This is a genomic window from Allosaccharopolyspora coralli (genome assembly GCF_009664835.1).
GTDB classification, from domain to species: Bacteria; Actinomycetota; Actinomycetes; order Mycobacteriales; family Pseudonocardiaceae; genus Allosaccharopolyspora; species Allosaccharopolyspora coralli.
The window spans coordinates 626,207-648,514 of the sequence record NZ_CP045929.1 but is presented as its reverse complement, the minus strand read 5'-3'; the positions used below and the strand labels follow the sequence as shown (position 1 = coordinate 648,514).

Sequence of the window (22,308 nt, the reverse complement as noted above, 5' to 3'; positions counted from 1 at the left end):
GAACGGCACTTTCGCCCCGGAGGACGAGGCGGAAGTGCCGTTCGCCTCGTTTCAGGTGAGGTCGGCGCGGAAGAAGTCGACGTTGTAAGGCCCCCATCGAGTGAGCGTGAAGTACACGGACGGGCCGTCGACGCCCCACGGGTGCTGGTATCCGCCGTAGAGGGCCGGGTACTGCCGTCCGGCGACGACGACCTGGGCGGCCGACCACGGCCCGGTGAGTTCCGGGGCGGTCCGCAACACGAGCGCCGCACGATGCTCGTCGAGGTACGTGGCGCACCACAGCCCGAGATGCCGGTGGAACTGGACCGAGATCTCGGCGACCGGCGGCGCGAGGACGGGCTCGGCCGCGAACGGGTCGTCCTGCCAGGTTCCGTCCGACCAGTACTCGTAGGCTTCCGCCGAGAGCACGTCGGCCGTGCGCACTCGCGCGAGGCGCGCCGCCCCGAACCGCCCGCTCGGCGTGCCGAGGAGGTACAGGTATCCGTCGACGACGCCCGCGTAGCCGATCATCTGGAACGGGTGACCGCCCTGGTCACGGCGCCGAAAGCGTCGGTACCAACGCTGGCCGTGGTTCGGCCACACCGCGCTCGCGGGTTTCGTCCAGGTCCGGCCGCCGTCGTCGGAGTAGGCCACGCCCGCGTAGTTCGTGTGCCACACGCCGGGCATCCCCCAGTGCCGTACTGACATGTAGTGCAGAAAGTTGCGTTCACCGATCGCGATTCCCGCCGTGGGAATCACGGTGTGTTCGCGGGCTCGGGTGTCGCCGCTGAGAATCTGCCCCGCCCCGCCGGACGCCCGCTCCACTACCGAATCGAACAGCAGCCCCCGGTCGAGGTCCGTGTTCGTCGACCGCGCGAGGACGTTGGCGCGCCAGTCGGCGCGCGGAGGTCCCGCGCCGTGTCCGCCCCAGCCCGCGCCGTAGGTGTCGCCGAAGGCGGCGACCACTCCACCGCGACCGTCGTCCCACAGGATGCCGAGATCCGTGGCGTGGACGTCGAACCGGGCGGCGGTGCGATTGCAGGACTCCTCCCCCGTGATCCGAGTGAGTCGCGTCGCACCGGTGACGGTCACCATGCGCGTCACGGTACGGATCATCGCACCTCGCTGCCGCATCGACGCAGCACACAAGGACGCAGAGTGATCCATCGGGTTTGCGACACTGGGCGAATGGGACTCCTCGTCCGGCCGCTCGGCGGCTCGGCAAGCGCCGAACAGGTGCTGCGACGGCTGTCGGCGCGCGCGCACCGAGAGGGCCTCGCGCCGCCCGCTGCGCTCACCGGCGAGTGGTTCGGCCACAGCGCCGTACTCGCGCCGTCGGTGGTGGTGGCGCCGCGCGAGGACGCCTTCGGCACGCTCGACGACCTGCCTCGCGTCGACGACGCCGCGAGTGGCGTCGTGGGTGGCGGTTGGATCGGCTACCTCGGCTACGGGCTCACCGACCCCGGAATGTGGAGCGCGCCGAGGGTGCTGCCGCCCGCGGCGTGGGGCTGGGCCGACCATGTCCTGCGGCGGGACTCGACCGGCCAGTGGTGGTTCGAGGCACTGCACGACGACGAGCGGATGCGCGCGGTGTGCGCGTCGCTGGACCACGTCACCGACGGCGGCGACGCGCGCGGCACGTGGACGGCGGGCCCGGTGGCCACCCCGGACCCGGACGAGCACTGCAAGGCGGTGCGCAGCTGCATCGAGGAGATCGCGGCGGGCGAGATCTTCCAGGCGAACATCTGCAGCCGGTTCTCCCTCCCGTTCGAGGGTGACCCGCTGGAGGTGTTCGCGGCGGGCAGCGAGTCGCTGCGCCCGGCCCGCGCGGCCTACGTCGCGGGCGGCTGGGGCGCGGTCGCGTCACTGTCGCCGGAGCTGTTCCTGCGGCGACGCGGGGGCGAGGTCCACACCAGCCCGATCAAGGGCACGCTGCCGCGACGCGGCGCGCAGGACGACGAGAACGCCCGGCTGCTCCGCGCCTCCGAGAAGGACGTCGCCGAGAACGTGATGATCGTCGACATGGCCCGGAACGACCTCGGCCGGGTGGCGACCCCGGGAACGGTGACGGTGCCGAAGCTGCTCGACGTGCAACCCCATCCCGGCGTCTGGCATCTCGTGTCGGACGTGCACGCGAGGGTGCCCGAGTCGGTGACGCACGCGGAAGTGCTGGCAGCGACGTTCCCGCCCGCCTCGATCACGGGCACCCCGAAGGTGCGGGCGCTGGAACTCATCTCGGAACTGGAGGCGCGGCCACGGGACGTCTACTGCGGCACGGTCGGCATGATCTCGCCGGTCGCGGGCATGGAACTCAACGTCGCGATCCGCACGTTGGAGTACGCGGACGGTGCGATGCACCTCGGGGTCGGCGGCGGCATCGTCGCGGATTCGGACCCGGTCGCCGAATGGCACGAGTGCCTCACGAAGGCGGCGCCGCTGCTCACGCTGCTCCGGGGCTGAGCACTGTGGTTGCGCGGAGTGATCTGCGTGGAAGGGTGCGTAGCGGAACCTCGGCGCGCCAGTGGCCGAGTTGCGTAGGCAGCGGAAACCCGTCGCCGCACCGTGCCTGACCGACCTCCGAGGGGCTCAGCTTCGGCGAGCGGCCATCACGGCGTCGTAGAGCGCGCGCTTGCGGACCCCGGCGAGTTCGGCGACCTCCGCGACAGCGTCCTTGACCCGCATACCGTCCTCGACGCGCTGCTCGACCAGCGGAGCGAGTTGGTCGGGGTCGTCGGGAGCCTGCGCGGTGGCACCGGCGAGGACAACGGTGATCTCACCGCGCACTCCCTCCGCCGCCCACGCCGCGAGTTCGCCCACCGTGCCTCGGCGGACTTCCTCGTAGGTTTTCGTGAGTTCGCGGCACACGACGGCCTCCCGGGACTCGCCGAGCACGTGCGCCGCGTCGGCGAGCGTGTCGGCGAGGCGGTGCGGCGCCTCGAAGAACACGCTGGTCCGTTCCTCGGCGACGAGTCTGCCGAGGAAGCGGCGCCGCTCGCCCGACTTGCGCGGTGGGAACCCCTCGAAACAGAAGCGGTCCGACGCGAGCCCGGACACCGCGATCGCCGTGGTCACGGCGGAAGGACCGGGCAGGCAGGTCACGATCAGCCCTTCGGCCGCACACGCCGAGACGAGCCGGTAGCCGGGGTCGGACACGCTCGGCATCCCGGCGTCGGTCACCAGCAGCACCGTCCGCCCTTCGCGGAGGGCGCCGAGGAGCATCGGGCTCCGGGCCTGTTCGACGGCGTCGTAGTAGCTGACGACTCGGCCGCCGGGAGTGACGCCCAGCGCCGTGGCCAGCGAGCGGACTCGGCGGGTGTCCTCGGCGGCGACGACGTCGGCGGAACCGAGCGCCTCGACGAGCCGCGCCGAGGCGTCCCGTGCGTCGCCGAGCGGTGTCGCGGCGAGCACTAGCCGCCCCGGATCAGTAGCAACGTCCACCCGTCGACCCTATCGACCCCGTTCCCGCCCCGAACGGCCGCGAATGCGCGGGCTGGTGCGGAGGGCAGCGGCGCGTTCCGGCGGGTCGCATACGATTCGGGCGTGAGTGTCCTCGCGCCGCGCGGCCGCCGGACGGCCGACGACGACCCAGTCGCCATCGGCTCCGTCCCCGCGGCGCGCCGCCCGGGCGAGGACGACCGGGTGCGGCTGCTCACCCCGGCGATGCCTGCCGACCGGCTGTGGAGCTGGCTGGTCACGCTGGCCCTGACCGCCGTGGCCGCGCTGGTGCGGCTGTGGGAACTCGGCAGTCCGACCGACGACGGCACCCCAGTCTTCGACGAGAAGCACTACGTGCCGCAGGCGTGGCAGATGCTGCGCAACGGCGGCTACGAGGACAACCCCGGCTACGAGCTGGTCGCGCACCCGCCGGTCGGCAAACAACTGATCGCTCTCGGCGAGTGGGCGCTGGGGTACAACCCGTGGGGCTGGCGGATCGCCTCCGCGCTGGCGGGCACGTTGATGGTGTTGCTGATCGTCCGCATCGGGCGCCGCATGACCCGGTCCACGATGCTCGGCGCGTTCGCCGGGGTACTGCTGATCTGTGACGGGCTGAGCCACGTGCAGTCCCGGGTGGGGATGCTCGACATCTTCCAGGCCGCGTTCGTGCTCGCGGCCTTCGCGTGTCTGCTGGTGGATCGCGACCAGGTCCGCGGCCGGCTCGCGACGGTCGTCGCCGAGGGCAGAGCCGAGGTGTCGACGTGGGGGCCGAGGCTCGGGTTCCGGTGGTGGCGGTTCTCCGCGGGGCTGCTGCTGGGGCTGGCCTGCGGGGTGAAGTGGAACGGTCTCTACTACATCGTGGCCTTCGGGCTGCTCAGCGTGTTCTGGGATGTGCTCGCCCGACGCACCGCCGGAGTCCGGCGCCCGTGGGTCGGAGCACTCGTCCGGGACACCAGGCCCGCGTTGGCGTCGCTGGTGGCGCTGCCGATCACGGTCTACTTCGCCACGTGGTTCAACTGGTTCGCCAGCGAGACCGCCACCGACAGACACGCGGCGCTCACGGAGTCCGACGTCGGCATGGCCTTCCTGCCAGACGCGCTGCGGTCCCTGTTCTACTACCACCTCAACGTGCTCGACTTCCACACCGGACTGTCGACGCCGGCCAACGACCCCCACCCGTGGGAGTCGAAGCCGTGGTCGTGGCCGATGGGGATGCGGCCGATGCTCTACTACTACGAGTCGGATGTGCCCGGCTGCGGGCGGGAAACCTGTGTCGAGGCGACGATGCTGCTCGGCACGCCCGCGATGTGGTGGCTCGCCCTGCCGGTCGCGGGGTGGGCCGTGTGGCGCGCGACGAGCCGCATGGACTGGCGCTACGCCGCCGTGCTGGTCGGCTACGGCGCCGGGTTCCTGCCGTGGTTCACGAACCTGGACCGGCAGATGTACTACTTCTACGCGACGCCGCTGGCGCCGTTCCTGGTTCTCGGGATCGTGCTGGTGCTCGGCGAGATCCTCGGCTCCACGCGCGGCGGGTTCGAGCGGCGCCGGACCGGCCTGCTGGCGGTGGCGTTGTATCTCGGCCTGGTGGTGGCGAACTTCGTGTGGCTGTGGCCGATCCTCAACGCCGATCCGATCACCGAGGCGCACTGGCAGGCCCAGATGTGGCTGCCGTCCTGGCGGTGACGGTCACCGCGACACCGGAGCGAACGGCACTCTCGCCCCACCACACGAGGCGAAAGTGCCGTTCGCTCCACACGATCGGGTTCAGGCGAGGGCCGTGAGGGTCTTGCGGAAGGCGGCGAGCGCCTCGTTGAGTTCGTCGGCGCGCACCGACATCGGCGGCCGGAAGCGCAGCGTGTGCGTACCGGACGGCAGGAACAACGTGCGGTGCTGCTCGCGGGCGACCCGGAGTGCCTCGGCACGCATCGCCGGGTCGTGGAAATCGATCGCACACATCAGACCGCGCCCACGCGCCTTGCCGACGAGCTGCGGGAACTCCACTGCGAGGTCGGTGAGTTCGGCGAGCAGCTGGTCGCCCATGGCGCGGGCGTGGTCGAGCAGGTTCTCGTCCTCGACGATCTCGAGGATCCGGGTCGCACGGACCATGTCGACCAGCGAACCGCCCCAGGTGGAGCTGATGCGGCTGGGCTCCCGGAACGCGTTCTCGGGGATGTCGAGCACGCGGCGCCCTCCCATGACACCGCACACCTGGACGCGCTTGCCGAAGGCGACGAGGTCCGGTTCGAGACCGAGGCCCTGATACGCCCAGGCGTGGCCGGTGAGGCCGCCGCCGGTCTGCACCTCGTCGGCGACGGTGAGCACGTCGTGCTCGTGGCACAGCTGCTGCATCGCCTTGAGGAACTGCGGACGCAGGTGCCGGTCGCCGCCTTCGCCCTGCACGGGCTCGTAGACGAAACACGCGACCTCGGCGCCGTGGCGGTACAAGGCCTGGCGCGCGGCGTCGAGTGCGGCGAGTTCGGCAGGCAGCAGCTCGTCGCGGTCCCAGTCGGTTCCCGGGTCGACGGCGGGGCTCGGGATGCGCGGCCAGTCGAACATCGGATAGTCGCGGACCTTGTTCGGGTCGGTGTTGGTCAGCGACATGGTGTAGCCGGTGCGCCCGTGGAACGCGCGCTCCAGATGCAGGACGCGGGAGCCGCGCATCGGGATACCGCGCGCCGCGTTGTGCTTGGTCTTCCAGTCGAAGGCGACCTTGAGGGCGTTCTCGACGGCGAGGCCGCCGCCGTCGATGAAGAACAGCAACGGCAGTGCGGGGTCGCCGTACACGCGGGTGAGGGTGGCGGCGAAGTCCGCCTGCTCGACGGTGGCGAAGTCCGGGTTGGACGGGCGGACGCGCGAGGCGCGCACGAGCGACGCCTCGAACTCAGCGGTGTGTAGGCCCGGATGGCTGTGTCCCAGCGGCGCGGAGCTGAAGAACATGGTCATGTCGAGGTACTCGGTGCCGTCCCGCAGGTCGCGCAACCGGCAGCCGTTGCCCGAGTCGAGGTCGACGACGATGTCCATGAGGTCCCCGGTCACCTGCGTGCGGAGCGCGTCGACGGCGTTTCGGGCGCCGACCCCGTGGGTGCGGGCTGCGGTCTCGTGCTGAGCGGTCATGTGCGGCCTCCCGGCGTCTCCCTGGCCACGGTGGTGACCGTGACCCCCTGGTCGACGTATTTGCTACATCAGATTCGGACTCAGTATCAAGGTTCTTTCGTATATTACCTGTTCAACCGGAAATCTTCCTTGGGCTATCGGGGCGACACAGGCGTGAGTCTTTTTGGTGCCTATAACCACCAAAAAGGCTCACGCAGCGGTCTCGGGAGAGGCGCCCTAACCTGAGCCGGGAGGCTGATCACCCCGAGGGGAGAGGCCATGCGCGCATGGGGAGGAGGGTTTTCGGCGGTCGCCGCGGTCGTTGTGCTCACCGCGTGCACGGGCGGCGCCGAACTCGCCCCGCCTCCACCTGCCGCCGTCCAGGCCCCGTCGCCGCTGCGTGAGGCGGACCGCCGCGCGGCCGAGCCCGGTCCGGACCAGTGCACCGCGTGGGCAACGACGCCCGACGAGGCGACGGCCGCGCTGACCACCGCCGAACCCGGCAGCACCGTGTGTTTCGGCGGCGCAGAACTCGCCGAGACCGACCTGACGTTGCAGAACTCCGGTACTCCGCAGCAGCCGATCACTCTGCTCGGCAACACGACGGTCGTGCAGTCGGTGGCGGTGGCCGCCGATCACGTCACGGTCGACGGGTTCACGACGCGAGCAGGCGACGGACTCGTCCTCGAAGGAGACGGGCTCACCGCCCGAGGGAACACGGTCCTGGACGCGGCCGACGAGGGCATCAGTTGCACTCGCTGCACGGACTCACTGTTGGAACGCAATGCGGTCGCCCGCGCCGGAGGCGTCGGGATCAGCATCGACGGTGAACGAATCGCGGTGCGGAACAACGAGATCAACACGATCGTGGCTCGCGAGGGAGGCTACGCCGACGGCATCCACTTCTTCGGCTCCGACCACGTCCTGAGCGGCAACACGGTGCGCGACATCAAGGACGACGGGTACCCGCGTCCACCTCGGACGACCTGCTTCTGGACCGACGACCGGGAGCGGCCGCCGACGGTCGACGTCGAGATCACGAACAACCGCTGTGTCAACGTGGACCACCAGTGCCTGGCCGCCTCGGCCGAGGACGCGGGCTCGCTGGGGGCCGTCGGCCGCTCGCACACGCTTCGGTTCCACAACAACGTCTGCGCGACGGCGGGTTCCCCGGCCGTACTCATCCGGTGGTTCCCGCACGTCGAGGTCACCGGCAACGACTTCCGCGCGTCGCAGAGCCGCCTCGGGATCAGCATCCGTGACGAGTCCGAAGACGCAACGGTGCTGGACAACCGGTTCGGGGGCGACTACCCGATGTTCCGACTCGACGAGACCTCGTCGCCCGGATTCACCGCATCCGGCAATTTGGCTCGGTGATCCGGAGCACCCGGTCGGATCGTCGGGCTAGGCTGGGTCCGTCGAAGGGAGCGGCGGATGGATCGGGACGACGTCTCGTACGACGGGCAGGATCGGATGGAGCACTCGTTCGACGAGCTCCGGTTGAGCGCGACACGCCTGCGTATGCAGGCCGAGGACGGCGCACACCACGCCGCCGCGATCAACACCGGCGACCCGCGGACCGACGCCTTGATCAACGACGTCCTCGGGCAACTCACGGGCGCCACGGCGGCGCTGGCCGATCAGATGGACGCCACGACCGACACGTACGCACCGCTCTACCAGGAGTACAAGCGCAGCCGGGAATCAGACCGAGCCGACGATCCCGACCCCGACTGAGCGGGCGTCAGTCTCGTCCGTTCAGGCGACGCACGACGTTCTCGGAGATCGCGGCCAACGCGGCGACCTGCTCGCTCGAGAGCTGATCGAAAACCCACTCCCGCACGGCGGTCACGTGCGCGGGCGCCGCGCGCTCGATCACGGCCCTGCCCTGTTCGGTCAGCGCGATGAACGCGCCCCGCGCGTCGCTCGGGCAGTCTTCGCGCGCCACCAGTTCACGGCGTTGCATGCGCCCGATGTGATGGGACAGTCGGCTCTTCTCCCACTGCATGGCCGTGGCGAGTTCGCCGATGCGCATGCGCGGTTCGGGCTGGTCGGTGAGGTGGACCAGCACCTCGAAGTCGGCCAGCGAGAGCCCGGCCTCCTCCTGCAGTTGTCGGTGCAGTCGTGCACTGAGCTGGGCGTGCATGTCGAGGAAGCCGCGCCAAGCGTTCCGCTCGCGCTCGTCGAGCCACCGTGGTTCCGTCACGCCCACAGCGTAACGGAATAGTTGACACGTCACCAATGTTGGAGCATTATCTAGTTGACGCATCAACGAAATGGAGGTTCACCTCATGTCCACCCCGACCAACCGCACCGAGCTGACCGGCAAGTACACGCTCGACCCGGCCCACACCCGCATCGGCTTCGTCGCTCGGCACGCCATGGTCACCAAGGTGCGCGGCTCCTTCAACGAGTTCGAAGGCACCGCCACTCTCGACGGCGAGGACCCGAGCCGGTCCTCGGCCGAGCTCACCATCCAGGCGGCCAGCATCGACACCCGCAACGACGACCGGGACGGCCACCTGCGCAGCAACGACTTCCTGGCGATGGAGGATTACCCGGAGATCACGTTCCGGACCACCGGGATCGCCCCCACCGGGGAGGACAACTTCGACGTCACCGGAGACCTCACGATCAAGGGCGTGACACAGTCGGTCACCGTGCCGTTCAGCTTCGAAGGCCAGGCCACCGACCCCTTCGGCAACGTCCGCGTGGGCTTCGACGGCGCGCTCGTGATCAACCGCAAGGACTTCGGTATCACCTGGAACGCCGCACTGGAGACGGGCGGCGTGCTCGTCAGCGACAAGGTCACCCTGGAGCTCGAAGTCTCCGCGATCAAGACAGGCTGAGACTGACGTCGACGACGTGGCCTGTCCGGCCGCGGCAGGCCACGTCGTCGGCTACGAGGTTGGTCCCGTCCAGGCCTCCGGGACGTGGCCGACCCTGATCCGCTGCGGATGGTCGCCCACCGGGACGGAGGCGACCTTGCGGCCGCTCTCGAAGTCGATCATGGAGACCGAGTCACGCTCGCTCTCGGACAGAACGCACTGCGTGCCGTCGCCGTTCACGGTGGCCCAGTAAGGTTTTCCGGCGAACACGAGCGGCCCCTCTTCCAACGTTTCAGTGTCCACTGTGGTCGCGTAATCGTCCACGGTGCCCGCGATGCAGAGCTTGCTGCCGTCCGGGCTCATCGACATACCGTGGTGTCGCGAGTCGTTGACCCAGGTGGTGCGGTTCTCGTCCGTCTCAGGGTTCTTGGGCAGTTCCTTGACCCTGGTGATGCGGTCACTGTCCACGTCGTACTCCAGGAACCCGTTGAAGAAGGACACCTGGAAGTACAGTGTCGACTCGTCCGGCGTGAACGAGACCGGACGCACCGAGTCCGAGAAGTCCTCGAGTCCGATCGCGTCGAGGCGTTCCCGCATGTCGATCTCGCGAACGACCTCGTGCGTCTCGGTGTCGGCGATGGTGATCTTGCGGTCGCCCTTGGTGAAATCCAGCGAGGGATGATCGGTGGGCGTGAAGACGTCGCCGATGGCCATGTTCCAGATGTAGCGCCCACCGTCGGTGAAGACGTTCTCGTGCGGCTTGTCGCCGGTCGGGAACGAACCGAGCTCCTCACCGGTGCGGATGTCGAGTACGTGCACGGTGTTGCCGGTGGAGGCCGAGACCGCGACCCGCTCCCCGTCCGGCGACACCGCCATGTGGTCGGCGCGGTGCCCGGCTACAGGGAAGCGCCAGTTGACCTCGTTGGTGACGACGTCGATCGAGACGACGTCGGCGAAACTGGGACGCGAGGCGACGACGGATCGCCCGTCCGGAGTGGAGTACAAGTCGTCGACGAGTTGGTCGTTCCCCTCGCCGGCGGTGTGTCGAACTCCCAGGTAATAGCCCAGTTTCACCGGATCGCTGTAGATCTCGTGGAGCCGCTCGTCCTCGTCCGGGATCATGTCGATCCGGCCGATCTTGGAATACGGCTCGGTCGATTCGATGACGTCGGCGGTGCCCTCCCAGTTGTTGCCGACGAGCATGACTTCGCGCAGATCGTCGTTCGCGGGGACGGCAAGTGCCGGAACCGGGACCAGGAGCGCGGCCGTGAGGCTCAGCGCGGCGATCGCGGGAACGGTTCGTCGCACGGGAGGCCTCCTGGCTCAGGTTGTTCGCAGGTACTACGGTTCAACGCCCCACCCTGCGGACAGGTACGCGGGCGCGTGAGTCTTTTTGGTTGCTATGACCACCAAAAAGACTCACGCCCCGCCTCGCAGGGCCGACGCAGGCGCGGGATCCGCCACGGGAACGATCGCGCTGCGCGTTTCTCAGGGACGGCCTAGGAGTTCGAACCAGCTGTCGGTGAGCTCGTCGAGCATCTGCTCCTCGGTGAGCTTCCAGTCGACGTCGTCCCAGTGCTGGGCAACGTAGTCGAGCTGCGCCATCGCCAGCACCCCGCGAAAATGGCGCTGGTGCGGCTCGAACCGGCCCGCCCGGGCCAGTCCGTCCGCGATGTCACTGATCGACTCGTCCAACCAGCGCTCGACGAAGTCGCGGAGTTCCGGATCGACCGCAGCCGCGTCCCGGCCGATCCGGATGATCACGCGGATCGAGGGCCAGCGCTCGACACTGTCCGCGAGCCAGTGCCGGATCGCCTCGCGGCCACCGTCACTGACCGCCGCGACGAGGTCCAAGGCCGTGGAGCCGTGCCGGTCCGAGCGGATCCGCTCCAGGCGTTCGTTGAGCTGCTCGTCGATCAGGGCCTTCATCAGGTCGCTGCGCGAGGGGAAGTAGGCGTAGAAGGTGACGCGGGTCGTTCCGGCCGCCTTGGCGATCTCGTCCACGGTCGTCGCGGCGTACCCCTTGGCCGTGAACAGCTCGAGCCCGGCGTCGAGCAGCAGACGCCGGGTCATCTTCTTCTGTGCTTCACGAAGGCTCGCCACGACCTCAACTCTCCCCCATCAGCACCTGATCGACCGCCTTGGGCCGAAACTATACATGGCGATTTTTTGTTTGACATCGTGTAAACTGAAATGACACGGTTCACCGTGCTCTAGCCACCCTCGTCCGCCCGGCGGGCATCACGAGCCTTGCGACGGAAGGAAGTGCCGATGACGGGAACGAAGAGCGCCGGGAGCAACACCGTCACGACGGTCCTCGGTCCCGTTCCGGCGGGCGACCTGGGAGTCGTCGCGATCCATGAGGCGCTGCTCTCCGTGGTCCCAGGCGCCGAACACGCCTTCGACGTCACCATGGACCGTGCCGAGATCTTCGAGATCCTGGCGAACAAGCTCACCGACTTCCGCGACCACGGCGGCAAGACCATTGTGGACAGCACGGGCATGTTCCACGGCCGCGACGTGAAGCTCTACGAGGCGCTCTCGCGCTCCACCGGGGTGCACATCGTCGCGTCCACCGGCATGGGGCCGGAGGAGATGCTCGGCGGTTACTTCCTGACGCCGCAGACCAACCCGCCGACGCCGTGGCCTGCCGAGAAGTTCGCCGATCTCTTCAGCAGGGAGATCACCGACGGCATGGTGGTCCCACGCGTGCAGCGGCGGGGCGCCGCCGGCCTTGTGGCCACCGCGGCCGATCGCCACGGCATGACCGCCACCGAGGAGAGCCTTTTCCGTGGGGCGGCCAGGACCGCTTTGACCACGGGCGTGCCGATCTCCATCCGGTACGGCGAGGACGCCCTCCGCGATCTCGACGTCGTCCTGAATGAGAACCTCCCGGCCGACCGCGTCGTCGTCGGCGGGCTCGATCGCAAGGACGCGATCGCGGACGACTCAGCGCTCGCCCTCGCCCGCCGTGGAGCCTTTGTCGCCGTGGACCACGTGGGACTGGAAGACGACTCCCACGTCAGTGACCGCGAGCGCGCGGCCTTGGTGCTCGATCTCGTCGAGGCCGGATACGGCGACCGGATCCTGTTGTCGTGCAACGCGATCGGCGTCGCGAAGGGCGAACCCGCATACGACATTCCGTACAGCTACGTCTGCTCGACGTTCGTTCCCCTGGCGACATCGCTCGGTCTCAGTGACACAGACACCCGCCGCATCCTCGTCGACAACCCGCGCGAGCTGCTGACGCTGCGCTGAGGCGACGGCCCGTCCCTGTGAGTTTGGGAGTGAGAACCATGTCCAAGGTCAACACCGTCCTGGGTGCGATTTCCCCTGAGGAGCTGGGGATCGTCGCCGTCCACGAACACATCGGGTACGGCATGCCCGGCTCGGAACTCGACACCCAGTGGTGGAAGACGCCCGAGGAGCACTACGAAGCGACCGTCCCGAAGCTGCGCCGGTTCCGCGAGTACGGCGGCGGGACGTTCGTCGACGTGACCGGCATCTGCAACGGCCGCGACGTCGACTACTACAAGTCCCTGTCCGCGAAGACCGGCGTCAACATCGTCGCCTGCACCGGTTTCGTCGGCGGTGACACCGCCCTGCCGTTCTTCGCCCGGGCGAGCGTCGACTACCTGAGGCGGCAGTTCGTCCACGAGATCACCGAGGGCATCGGCGACACCGGCAGCCGCGCGGGAGTCATCAAGGTGGGCGTGAGTCGTGGTGGGCGCATGACCGAGCTGGACAAACGCATCTACCGCGCGGCGGCCCGCGCGGCCGTGACGACCGGGGTGCCGATCCTGACCCACCTCGCGATCGATCCCCAGCCGGCGGTCGACATCTTCGCCGAGGAGGGGCTGCCGCTGAATCGCGTGCTGTTCGGGCACGCCGACGACGGTCCGAACGCGCCGAACACGCCGCACGAGTGGATTTTCGGGCAAGGCGGCCGCATCGGCTTCGACACGTTCGGCTACGAGACGGAGATCGAGGACCCGCCCTTCTGGGCCCGCCCGCGCCAGGAGCGCCTCGAACACTTCATCAACCTCGTGCACAAAGGGTATCTCGACCAGCTCCTGGTCTCGGCCGATGCGAACTGCAGCCCGCTCGGCTGGCCGGGAGTGAAGGGGCACACGGTGAACTACCTGTTCGAAGACCTCGTCCCCGACCTGCGTGACGCCGGAATGGACGAAGCGAGCATCACGACACTGTTCGAGGACAATCCCGCAGATTTCCTCACGATGCGCACCTGACCGGCGGACCGATCGCCATCCAGTCAACCGACCGCGCGGACGCGCGCTGGACATGAGAAAGCGAAAGCGACATGAAGACTGCGGAGCTCGAGGGCCTGAAGGTCGCCGTCATCGGTGGCGGATTCGGCGGCGCCGCCGCGACGGTGTTCCTCGACAAGCTGGGCGTGGACGTCCACCTCTACGAACAGGCGACCGCCATCCGGGAGGTCGGCGCCGGTATCGGCATGCGTCCACCGACGGTGGAGGTCTTCCGCAGGTGGGGGATCTTCGACGCGATGGCGTCCGTGAGTTCGGCGAGCGACTACTTCGAGATCCTCACCGGCCGGGGTGAGGTCGTCCTGCGCGAGGAATGGCCCAAGACCCACGAGTACGAGCAGCAGAACAAGACCCGCCTGATTCACCGCAGCGATTTCATCGACACCTTCGTCGAACACATCCCCGCGGATCGGCTCCACCTAGGCCACAAGGTGGTGTCCATTCAGGACCACGGACACCGCTCGACGGTGACCTTCGAGGACGGCGGGAAGGAGACCGCCGACCTGGTGGTCGGTGCGGAGGGCATCCGCTCGGCGGTGCGGGCGCAGCTGTTCGCCGACGTCGAGCCGGTGTTCGCCCATGCCCACGCACACCGCGCGGTCATCTCCGCGGACGACACGTACGGGCTGGTCGCGGATGACAACTTCCGGATGTATCAGGGAGACAACGGTTCCCTCGTCTACTTCCTGCCACTGCGTCACCGCGACCAGGTGTCCTTCGACATCACGGCGCCCTCGGACGACGACAGCTGGCGCCCGGAGGTGACCGTCGACGAGATCGCCGGGTTGCTGACCGGCTTCGACGAGCGCCTGCAGAAAATCGCGCGGAACCTGAACCCGGCCGCGGTCACGAGCCGCGGTGTGTACGACATCGACTCCCTCGACAGGTGGCACACGGACTCGGTGGTGCTCATCGGGGACGCGGCCCACGCCATGCTGCACCACCAGGGACAGGGGGCGAACCAGACGATCCAGGACTCCAGTGCCCTCGCCGAAGCCCTGCAGGAGGCCGACTCCGTGAAGAACGCGCTGGCGCTCTACGAATCACGACGCAAGCCCACCACTGACGCACTCCAGCACGTCTCCCGACAGGAATGGGACTCCAAGGAGGGCCTGAAGACAGCCTTCCCCGAGAAGGAATCCATCGACTAAGGAGTGCATCTGGAAACTGGGGTGGGTGGTCCAGGACCGGCGCCCCAGTTCGCGCCTCGCGGCGTTGGGGTCCTCTTGAGTACCACACGTACGCGGCGAGAACCCCAGCCTTGCGAGGCACGAACTGGAACGCCGGAGCCCCTCACCCTGCCGAGGCTGGTCACGTATGACCGTGCCCTACGGGCACAAACGCCAGTTCTAAATGCGCTCTGAGTCCCTCGGGGGCGCATACCGGCGGGCGACCCGAGACCCCGAGGGGGTCGCCCGCCAGTTTCAGGACGACACGCAGAAAGGACGACAAGGGACATGACCGTGCATCCGGAGATCGCCAAGGTGCTCGCCACTCTCCCCGCGCCGGACCACAGCGCACCGCCGGACCCGCAGGCGATGCGCGCGGCCGAGGCGGAGCAAGTCCCGCCGCTCGAAGATCGCCTGCCTCTGCACGCCGTCGAGGACGCCACCGCGCCGGGCGTACCCGTGCGGATCTACACGCCCGTAGCGGCAGACTCCTACGGCCTGCTCGTGTACTTCCACGGCGGCGCGTTCTTCTCCGGAAGTCTGGACACTCACGACGGCGTCGCGCGGTCACTGGCCAAGGAGACGGGGCACAAGGTCGTCTCGGTCGGCTACCGGCTGGCCCCGGAGGCCGCATACCCGGCGGGCCTGCAGGACTGCTACGCGGTGGTGCGGTGGGCCGCAGAGCAGGGCGAGTTCCTGAAGTGGGACGGCGGGAACCTCGCCGTCGCCGGTGACAGCTCGGGCGGCAACTTCGTGGCCGCCGTCGCGGCGATGGCTCACGACGACGGGTTCGACCGCGTCACGCACCAGATCCTGTTCTACCCCTCCGTCGACCTGGACTTCGACGTCGACCGCTATACGTCGCTGCGGGAGAACGCCCAGGGGTACGGCCTCGAAACGCCTGGCCTGAAGCCCTTCAACTCGTTCTACCTCGACAGCGGCGCGGACCCGTCGGATCCCCTCGTCTCCTCCATCAAACGCGAGGACCTCGCCGGGTTGCCTCCCGCTCTGATCATCACTGCCGAATACGACCCGCTGCGCGACGAGGGCGAACTCTACGGTCGTCGGCTGCACGAAGCGGGTGTGCGCACCACGGTCAGTCGCTATGCGGGTGCCAACCACGGGTTCGTCGTCAACTTCGCCTGGATTCCGGAGTATCACCGGGTTTTCAAGGAAACGAGCGAGTTCCTGAACCAGCGATGACACGGACCTCGTGAACGCGTTGTTCCCGAGAAGGAGAGTCATGACCCACGAAGTGAGTATCCATCCCCTGGTCTCGCCCTGGGGCCGATTCGGTCTCTACACCTTCTTCATCGACGCACCCGAGCCGGCGATCGTCGACACCGGGATCGCCTCGTCACCCGCCGACGGGATGGCCCCGGCGCTCGAGAGCCTCGGCCGCGACATCGCCGACGTCCGCTGGATCCTGCTCACCCACGGCCACATCGACCATCTCGGCGGCGCGCACGCCCTGTGGGAACTCACCGGCCGGCGCGCTCGGGTCGTGATCCATGAGGCCGACGCGCACCTGTTGCGCTCGCGGCGCGCCCACGTGGACCAGTACGTGCAGGTGCGCGAGCAATACCTGCACGACCCGAACGGCGTGGAGAAGCAGACGGAAGCGGCGGAGGCGGTCATCTCAGGAGAGATGGAGCCGACCGTGCTACTCAAAGGCGGCGAAAACCTCTCGCTCGGCGGGGACGTCTCCGTCTCCGTGCACCACATTCCGGGCCACACGACCGGATCCGTCGCCTACGCCGTGGACGGGCAGCGGTCCGTCTTCGTCGGCGACGCCGCCCAGATCCACGGGGCGGCCAATGGTTTCCCCGGCTACGAGGACCCGGCCGCGTACCGATCGAGCCTGCGGTACCTGCGCGACGAGATCCGCCCCAGGAACCTGTACCTCGGCCATCCGTACCGCACGGCCGACGGGACACCTCACGGCGTCGAGCTCGACAGCGAGCAGTCTCAACTGGCGCTTGAGGAAAGCCTGGACATCGAGGCCCGCATCAGCGCCACCGCCCACCGGTACCTGCACGAGGGTCTGCGGGAGACGGACTCGGTGTACTCGCCGTTCGCCCCGGTCGCCGAGGAACTCGGTTACCAGGGGGACCCCACGCTCGAACCGTCACCGTTCTTCACGACGATGCACGGCTATCGCGAGCAGTTCGACCGGAACCCGTGACGAGAGGAGCTACGAGCCCATGACCGGCTACTCGACGCTGGACGCCGGTGGGAACACCATCGCCGTCCGCACCGATCTTCAGGTGCCGACGCGGGACGGAGTCACACTCGTCGCCGACGCCTACCACGGCACGACGGACAAGCCGCGTCCCGCGTTGGTAGCACTGAGCCCGTACGGCAAGGACCTGCAGGCCTTCGCCCTCACCATGCCGCCGCAGCGCCGTCCCAGTCCGTTGTGGGACGGCTGCATCGAGGCGGGGGACATCTCGCGCGTCGTCGCGGAGGACTACGTCCACGTGATCGGCGACCTGCGGGGCTCCGGCGGTTCCGGCGGCGAGATGGTCGGCAACTACAACGCGGGCGGTGTCCCGCTGGGCCAGGATGCCTACGACTTCATCGAATGGGTCGCCGAGCAACCCTGGTGTGACGGCAATGTCGGCATGATCGGCATTTCGTACTTCGGTTCCATGCAGGTTCTCGCCGCCGCCGAGCGCCCGCCGCAGCTCAAGGCGATCTTCGTCAGCGGCGGCCACTTCGACTTCTACGAGACCACTTACCACGGCGGCATCATGTGGTTCATGCCGCGTGCAGCCCGCGAGGGACGCGGCGGTGACTCGGGTATCGCGCACACCAACGTCAAGTCCCGGATGCAGGAGCTGTACGCCGCCGAAGAGCTCGACAAGCTGGTCGAGGCACGCCTGCAAGACCCGGACGTGGCCGCATGGCCGAACTTGGTGCACGTGCTGAAGTACCCGAAGAACCGTGAGTTCTGGTTCGACATCGTGATGAACAACCTCGACGGGGAGTGGTACGAGGAGCGCAACCCCATCAGCCTGGCCCCGAACATCGACATTCCCGTCTACCTGCAGATCGACCAAGGACGGGGCTGGACGATCGACGGCACGATCGAACTGTTCAACACGGTGCGGGGTCCGAAAAAGCTGGACATCGGCCCGTACCCGCCGATGCAGTCGCGCCCGTTCGTCGAGGAACACGACAAGATGTTCCGGTGGTACGACTACTGGCTCAAGGGCATCGACAACGGTGTGATGGACGAGCCGGAGGTCACGACTTTCGTCGAGGGCTCGCGTGAGTGGGCGACCGGCAGCCAGTGGCCGCCGAAGGACGTGGAGTACCGGTCGCTGTACCTGCGCCCGCGCCACACGCTCTCCTTCGAGCCCGAAGGATTGGACGCGGCACACGCCGCCCCGGACGGCTTCTACCAAGCGCCGCTCACGGTGACCGACACCGTGGAGATCCTCAGCTGGAACACCGCGCCGTTCGAGCGGGACACGGAGCTGATCGGCACGGGCGCGGCCCACCTGTTCGCCGAGATCGACCAAGAGGACACGAACTTCATCCTGCGTCTCTGGGACGAAGGGCCGGACGGCTCGCACCAGCTGATCACCAGCGGCTACCTCAAGGCTTCACATCGCGAGCTCGACGACCGCACCACCGAGGGCAACCCGCACCATCCACACACCCGCGCCGTGCCGGTGGAACCCGGAAAGATCGAGGAATACGTGCTGCGGCTGTACCCGTTCGCGGCGACGTTCAAGCCCGGCCACCGCCTCAAGGTGGAGCTGTCGAACAACGAACCGCTGGCCGACAAGCACAACTCGCTGCTGCCACCGGACGCCTTCCACCTTCCGGTCGGTCGCCCCGTCGCCCACAAGATCTACCGCGACGCCACTCACCAGTCCCGACTCGTGCTGCCGTTCACGACCCGTAAGGGAGCCGAGCAGGAGTAGGCGGACGGGCTGGTCAAGTCACGGTCACGAGCGAGAGGCGCCCGGCCGCTCCTCGTAGATCGCGATCGCCAGGTGCGTGGTGCTCAGCAGGGGAGCTACGGGCCCCTGCAAGAGTGATACTCGGATTCATGCAGATGCGATACTGAAATCCCTGCATAAGTTATAATGGCCTGGTGAGAACCTATCGTGATCGCGTCGTCGATGATCTTGTCCGTGACTCCCTGACCACGTTCGGCGCCGTGATCATCCAGGGACCCCGTGCTTCCGGGAAGACCACGACCGGTCTACAGGTTTCAGAAAGCTCCGTCCGATTGGACTCCGACCCACACCTGCCGTCGATAGCGGAAGCGTCTCCCGGTCTCGTACTGTCCGGCGCCACCCCCCGTCTCATCGATGAGTGGCAACTCGCACCCACCTTGTGGAACGCAGTTCGGCACGAAGTCGACGAGCGAGCCGAGCCGGGACAGTTCGTCCTCACCGGTTCCGCGACCCCGCCCGACGACATCACCCGGCACAGCGGCGCCGGTCGTTTTCGCAGGGTCACGCTACGCCCGATGACCTTGAGCGAGAGCGGCGAGACCACCGGGACAGTAAGTTTCGGCGGACTCTTCTCGGGGGAAACCGTTGCCGGAATCGGCGGGCCCACAGTTCAGGATTATGCGTTCGCGCTGGTCCGCGGCGGATGGCCCGCCCTGGTGGCGCAGCCGAATCGCTCGCCACAGGACTACCTGGGGAGCTACCTGGACGACATCGCGCGGGTGGACCTCCCAGGCGCCGAATTCCGCACCGACCCGCTCCGCGTGCGGGCCCTTATCCGGGCGCTGGCACGCAACACCGCGACCGAGATCTCCGCGTCGAAACTGAGCCGGGAAGCCGAGATCGACGAATCCGGAACCGAGGTGTCGGCCCAGACGGTCCGCAAATACATCGACGCGCTGACTCGAGTGTTCGTGATCGAGGAACAGCCTGCTTGGGCGCCGCACTTGCGATCCAAGGCCCGGTTGCGCGCGCAGCCCAAGTGGCACTTCATCGACCCGTCGCTCGCTGCCGCCGCGCTTGCTGCGGGTCCTCGTGCGCTGCTCGACGACCTCAATACCCTGGGCCTGTTGTTCGAGTCCCTGTGCATACGTGATCTGCGTGTCCTGGCACAACCACTCGGCGGCTCGATCTATCACTACCGGGACGGCAGCGGTCTCGAGATCGACGCGATCGTCGAACTCAACGACGGCAGGTGGGCCGCGTTCGAGGTCAAGATCGGTGGCAGCAAGAACATCGACACGGCCGCCGACCACCTACGCACACTCGCGGAGAAGGTGTCCCAGCAGCGTTCGGAGCAACTGGCGTCCCTCAACGTTCTCACTGCGGGTAGCACCAGCTATACGCGGGACGACGGCGTGAACGTCGTCTCCCTGGGCCACCTCGGCCCCTGACTCTGTCGAGGGCCCCGGGCAGCGATTGTGGACTTCCCGGCGTGGATGCTCGAGTCGCCGGACCGCGAGGCGAAGCGACTCGGCAGTCGATCATCAATGTCTGGATCGCCGACCGGCTCGCCGCCTGACTCGGCACCAGCGACGTGACGTGCGGAGGCTTGTCGACGGGCGGACGCACACCCGGGCCGGGAGACACCAAATAGTCCCTGACCAGCGACAATCGCTGGTCAGGGCTTCGGATGAATATGTTCTCCACGGTCCTCGGTGGAGCTGAGGGGACTCGAACCCCTGACCCTCTCGTTGCGAACGAGATGCGCTACCAACTGCGCCACAGCCCCTTGCTGAGTACGTGACAAGCGTAGCAACCGCTCCGACGCACTCAGCACGCCCCCTCAGTCCGGGGGTCTACTCGCCCGAAGCCTTCCGGTACGGCGCCCAGGTGCGCTCGTCGAGCTCGTCGAACATGGGGTCCTCGTCGTCGAGCTCGACGACCTCGGCACGGGTGGGGTGCGGGTAGCCCTGTGGACGCCGATCCCTCCGCGATCCACCCGCGCTCTCGTCGTCGAACTCGGCGAAGTCCTCTTCGACGAACTCGTCCCGGGAGAAGCGGTCGCGGACCAGCTCCTCCTCGGCGAAGGCTTCGTCCTCGAGCTCGCGGTCCTCCCATTCGCCGTCGAGGTCGCCCCGCTCGTCCGCGCGGCCGCCGTTGAGCCGCGCCAGCCGGCGGTGCCGGACTTCTTCCTCGATGCGGACCTGACGACGCAGGTAGGTCAGGTAACCGACGAGCCCGACGTCGATGGCACCGTGGATCCACCACGCGGGGGTCCACGCGACGACGGCGACGATCGCGGTCACCACCGCGCCCAGCAGCATCGCCAGCACGAGGCGCTGCCGGTGGACGTACTTGGCGCGGGCCGCGAGCTCGGCGGCCTCCGGGTCGAACCCGCCGCGACCGGGCCGGTAGCGACGGCCGGCACGAGCGTCGTCACTGTGCACGCGCCGCCACTGGCCGTCCTCGTGTTCGGCGTCGTGGTCAAGATCATCCACGTCGACTCCGGCGTCGACGTCGTCCCGCTCGGCCTCCGGCATGGCGACTGCCTCCTCCACCCTCATGGTCCTCGGAGTCTTGCGCGCACCGGCTCGCGCGGCCGATGGCGTGCCACTGCCCCGCCTGACCACCCGAGCGGCCAGCGCGGAGTCCGCGGTCTTGGCGACTTCCTGCCTGCGGCGGGAGAACATGGGCACCAGCACGACCAACCAGGCCGCCGCCAGCGCAACGAAGATCAACGAACTGGGCATGCCTCGCCACCTCCCCCTGGCCATCGGCAGAAATCAACGATCACCACGCTAGCCACAACAGTCACATCTGTCTCTGAGCCACGCCGAGACGCAATGGTTCCGGTAGCGACAAGAAAACCCTCGAATGGAGCAGTGATCTACACCGGACGGTCGGCGTGTCGGCGGTGTCACACCCGCGTGTGAGTGATCACGAGCGTCGCGCGCGTCCCGACCGGACGAGCTCGGAGACCAGTCCTTCCGGGTGGTCCTCGACCGTCGTGCCGTACACGTAGTGATCGCGCCACGCACCGGCGACGTCCAGGTAGCGCTCGAAGAGGCCCTCACGACGGAAGCCGGACTTCTCCAGCACTCGCACACTCGGCTCGTTCTCCGGCCGCACCGTCGCCTCAAGCCGGTGCAGGCCGACCGGGCCGAAACAGTGGTCCACCGCGAGCGCCACCGCCGCCGTCGCGACGCCTCCACCCGCGCGCTGCTCGGTCACCCAGTAGCCGACCCACGCGGAACGCAACGCGCCCCGCACCACGTTGCCGACCGTCAACTGACCGGCGAACACACCGTCCACAGTGATCACGAACGGCAGGCCATCGCCGCGACGGGCGATCGAGCGCAGCGCACTCCACTGCGCGGGCCACGCGAGCTTCGCGTTGCGGCTTTCCCACGTGCCCATCGACGTGGGCTCCCACCGCTGCAGGTAGTTGCGGTCGCGGAGCCGGCACATACTCCACACCGAGCCGTCCCGCAGCTTCGGCGGGCGCAACGTGACGACACCGGCAGGCACCACCAGCGGCCCGAGCAACGCCGGCCACCCGGGGCTGCGACCACGATCGAGCGCGGCGCCCTGCATCGACCTCTCA

At 68.1% G+C, this 22,308-nt stretch carries 20 protein-coding genes and 1 tRNA gene; 12 read left to right on the top strand and 9 right to left on the bottom strand.

All coding sequences use genetic code 11. From position 1 onward, the window contains the following. Window positions 1-51: 51 nt before the first annotated feature. Window positions 52-1,074 (bottom strand): DUF4185 domain-containing protein, encoded by a 1,023-nt coding sequence (locus tag GIY23_RS03090; RefSeq protein WP_154075285.1) that lies wholly within the window; start codon window positions 1,072-1,074, stop codon window positions 52-54. 93 nt (window positions 1,075-1,167) lie between these two features. On the opposite strand from GIY23_RS03090, the gene GIY23_RS03085 reads away from it, so the two are divergent. Then, entirely contained in the window at window positions 1,168-2,439 is a 1,272-nt protein-coding gene (locus tag GIY23_RS03085; protein WP_154075284.1) for an aminodeoxychorismate synthase component I, read from the top strand. Window positions 2,440-2,565: 126 nt separating this feature from the next. Here the strand turns inward: GIY23_RS03085 and rsmI are convergent, their stop codons facing one another. Next, window positions 2,566-3,417 carry a 16S rRNA (cytidine(1402)-2'-O)-methyltransferase gene (gene rsmI, locus GIY23_RS03080; protein ID WP_154075283.1) on the bottom strand — a complete coding sequence of 284 codons (852 nt, stop codon included), beginning with the start codon at window positions 3,415-3,417 and terminating at the stop codon, window positions 2,566-2,568. A 102-nt stretch (window positions 3,418-3,519) separates the two neighbouring features. On the opposite strand from rsmI, the gene GIY23_RS03075 reads away from it, so the two are divergent. Beyond that, window positions 3,520-5,097, top strand: coding sequence for a dolichyl-phosphate-mannose--protein mannosyltransferase (locus GIY23_RS03075; protein ID WP_407646825.1), 1,578 nt, complete (start codon window positions 3,520-3,522; stop codon window positions 5,095-5,097). Window positions 5,098-5,178: 81 nt separating this feature from the next. On the opposite strand, the gene lat is transcribed toward GIY23_RS03075, so the two are convergent. Then, window positions 5,179-6,528 carry an L-lysine 6-transaminase gene (gene lat, locus GIY23_RS03070; RefSeq protein ID WP_154075282.1) on the bottom strand — a complete coding sequence of 450 codons (1,350 nt, stop codon included), beginning with the start codon at window positions 6,526-6,528 and terminating at the stop codon, window positions 5,179-5,181. A 258-nt stretch (window positions 6,529-6,786) separates the two neighbouring features. Here lat and GIY23_RS03065 point away from each other — a divergent pair, with 258 nt between their 5' ends. Both GIY23_RS03065 and GIY23_RS03060 read left to right on the top strand, forming a co-directional pair. After that, window positions 6,787-7,884 (top strand): right-handed parallel beta-helix repeat-containing protein, encoded by a 1,098-nt coding sequence (locus GIY23_RS03065; RefSeq protein ID WP_154075281.1) that lies wholly within the window; start codon window positions 6,787-6,789, stop codon window positions 7,882-7,884. Between the two features lie 57 nt (window positions 7,885-7,941). Continuing rightward, window positions 7,942-8,244, top strand: coding sequence for a hypothetical protein (locus GIY23_RS03060; RefSeq protein WP_154075280.1), 303 nt, complete (start codon window positions 7,942-7,944; stop codon window positions 8,242-8,244). A 7-nt stretch (window positions 8,245-8,251) separates the two neighbouring features. On the opposite strand, the gene GIY23_RS03055 is transcribed toward GIY23_RS03060, so the two are convergent. Further along, entirely contained in the window at window positions 8,252-8,653 is a 402-nt protein-coding gene (locus GIY23_RS03055) for a MarR family winged helix-turn-helix transcriptional regulator (protein ID WP_228717674.1), read from the bottom strand. Between the two features lie 145 nt (window positions 8,654-8,798). On the opposite strand from GIY23_RS03055, the gene GIY23_RS03050 reads away from it, so the two are divergent. Further along, a complete protein-coding gene (locus tag GIY23_RS03050) occupies window positions 8,799-9,356 on the top strand; it encodes a YceI family protein (protein WP_154075278.1) in 558 nt (185 codons plus the stop codon). A 51-nt stretch (window positions 9,357-9,407) separates the two neighbouring features. On the opposite strand, the gene GIY23_RS03045 is transcribed toward GIY23_RS03050, so the two are convergent. Both GIY23_RS03045 and GIY23_RS03040 read right to left on the bottom strand, forming a co-directional pair. Next, the gene (locus tag GIY23_RS03045; protein ID WP_154075277.1) at window positions 9,408-10,643 is read right to left on the bottom strand and encodes a YncE family protein; all 1,236 of its coding nucleotides are present in this window, start codon (window positions 10,641-10,643) and stop codon (window positions 9,408-9,410) included. Between the two features lie 180 nt (window positions 10,644-10,823). Then, entirely contained in the window at window positions 10,824-11,438 is a 615-nt protein-coding gene (locus GIY23_RS03040; RefSeq protein ID WP_154075276.1) for a TetR/AcrR family transcriptional regulator, read from the bottom strand. A gap of 168 nt (window positions 11,439-11,606) precedes the next feature. Between GIY23_RS03040 and GIY23_RS03035 the strand changes: the two genes are divergently transcribed. The 7 genes from GIY23_RS03035 (at window position 11,607) to GIY23_RS03005 (ending at window position 20,155) form a co-directional block, all read left to right on the top strand. Beyond that, the gene (locus GIY23_RS03035; protein ID WP_154075275.1) at window positions 11,607-12,593 is read left to right on the top strand and encodes a phosphotriesterase family protein; all 987 of its coding nucleotides are present in this window, start codon (window positions 11,607-11,609) and stop codon (window positions 12,591-12,593) included. Window positions 12,594-12,631: 38 nt separating this feature from the next. After that, window positions 12,632-13,585 (top strand): phosphotriesterase family protein, encoded by a 954-nt coding sequence (locus tag GIY23_RS03030; protein ID WP_154075274.1) that lies wholly within the window; start codon window positions 12,632-12,634, stop codon window positions 13,583-13,585. A 71-nt stretch (window positions 13,586-13,656) separates the two neighbouring features. Beyond that, window positions 13,657-14,772, top strand: coding sequence for an FAD-dependent oxidoreductase (locus GIY23_RS03025; RefSeq protein ID WP_154075273.1), 1,116 nt, complete (start codon window positions 13,657-13,659; stop codon window positions 14,770-14,772). A gap of 306 nt (window positions 14,773-15,078) precedes the next feature. Next, window positions 15,079-15,993 carry an alpha/beta hydrolase gene (locus GIY23_RS03020; RefSeq protein WP_154075272.1) on the top strand — a complete coding sequence of 305 codons (915 nt, stop codon included), beginning with the start codon at window positions 15,079-15,081 and terminating at the stop codon, window positions 15,991-15,993. A 40-nt stretch (window positions 15,994-16,033) separates the two neighbouring features. Then, the gene (locus tag GIY23_RS03015) at window positions 16,034-16,975 is read left to right on the top strand and encodes an MBL fold metallo-hydrolase (protein WP_154075271.1); all 942 of its coding nucleotides are present in this window, start codon (window positions 16,034-16,036) and stop codon (window positions 16,973-16,975) included. A gap of 19 nt (window positions 16,976-16,994) precedes the next feature. Further along, the gene (locus tag GIY23_RS03010) at window positions 16,995-18,725 is read left to right on the top strand and encodes a CocE/NonD family hydrolase (RefSeq protein ID WP_154075270.1); all 1,731 of its coding nucleotides are present in this window, start codon (window positions 16,995-16,997) and stop codon (window positions 18,723-18,725) included. A 173-nt stretch (window positions 18,726-18,898) separates the two neighbouring features. Further along, the gene (locus tag GIY23_RS03005) at window positions 18,899-20,155 is read left to right on the top strand and encodes an ATP-binding protein (RefSeq protein ID WP_154075269.1); all 1,257 of its coding nucleotides are present in this window, start codon (window positions 18,899-18,901) and stop codon (window positions 20,153-20,155) included. Window positions 20,156-20,420: 265 nt separating this feature from the next. Here GIY23_RS03005 and GIY23_RS03000 read toward each other — a convergent pair. The 3 genes from GIY23_RS03000 to GIY23_RS02990 all read right to left on the bottom strand — a co-directional run bounded on the left by GIY23_RS03000 (window position 20,421) and on the right by GIY23_RS02990 (window position 22,298). Beyond that, window positions 20,421-20,493, bottom strand: a tRNA-Ala gene (locus tag GIY23_RS03000). 67 nt (window positions 20,494-20,560) lie between these two features. Continuing rightward, the gene (gene sepX / locus GIY23_RS02995) at window positions 20,561-21,454 is read right to left on the bottom strand and encodes a divisome protein SepX/GlpR (RefSeq protein ID WP_154075268.1); all 894 of its coding nucleotides are present in this window, start codon (window positions 21,452-21,454) and stop codon (window positions 20,561-20,563) included. A 187-nt stretch (window positions 21,455-21,641) separates the two neighbouring features. Then, a complete protein-coding gene (locus GIY23_RS02990) occupies window positions 21,642-22,298 on the bottom strand; it encodes a GNAT family N-acetyltransferase (protein ID WP_154075267.1) in 657 nt (218 codons plus the stop codon). Window positions 22,299-22,308 lie beyond the last annotated feature (10 nt).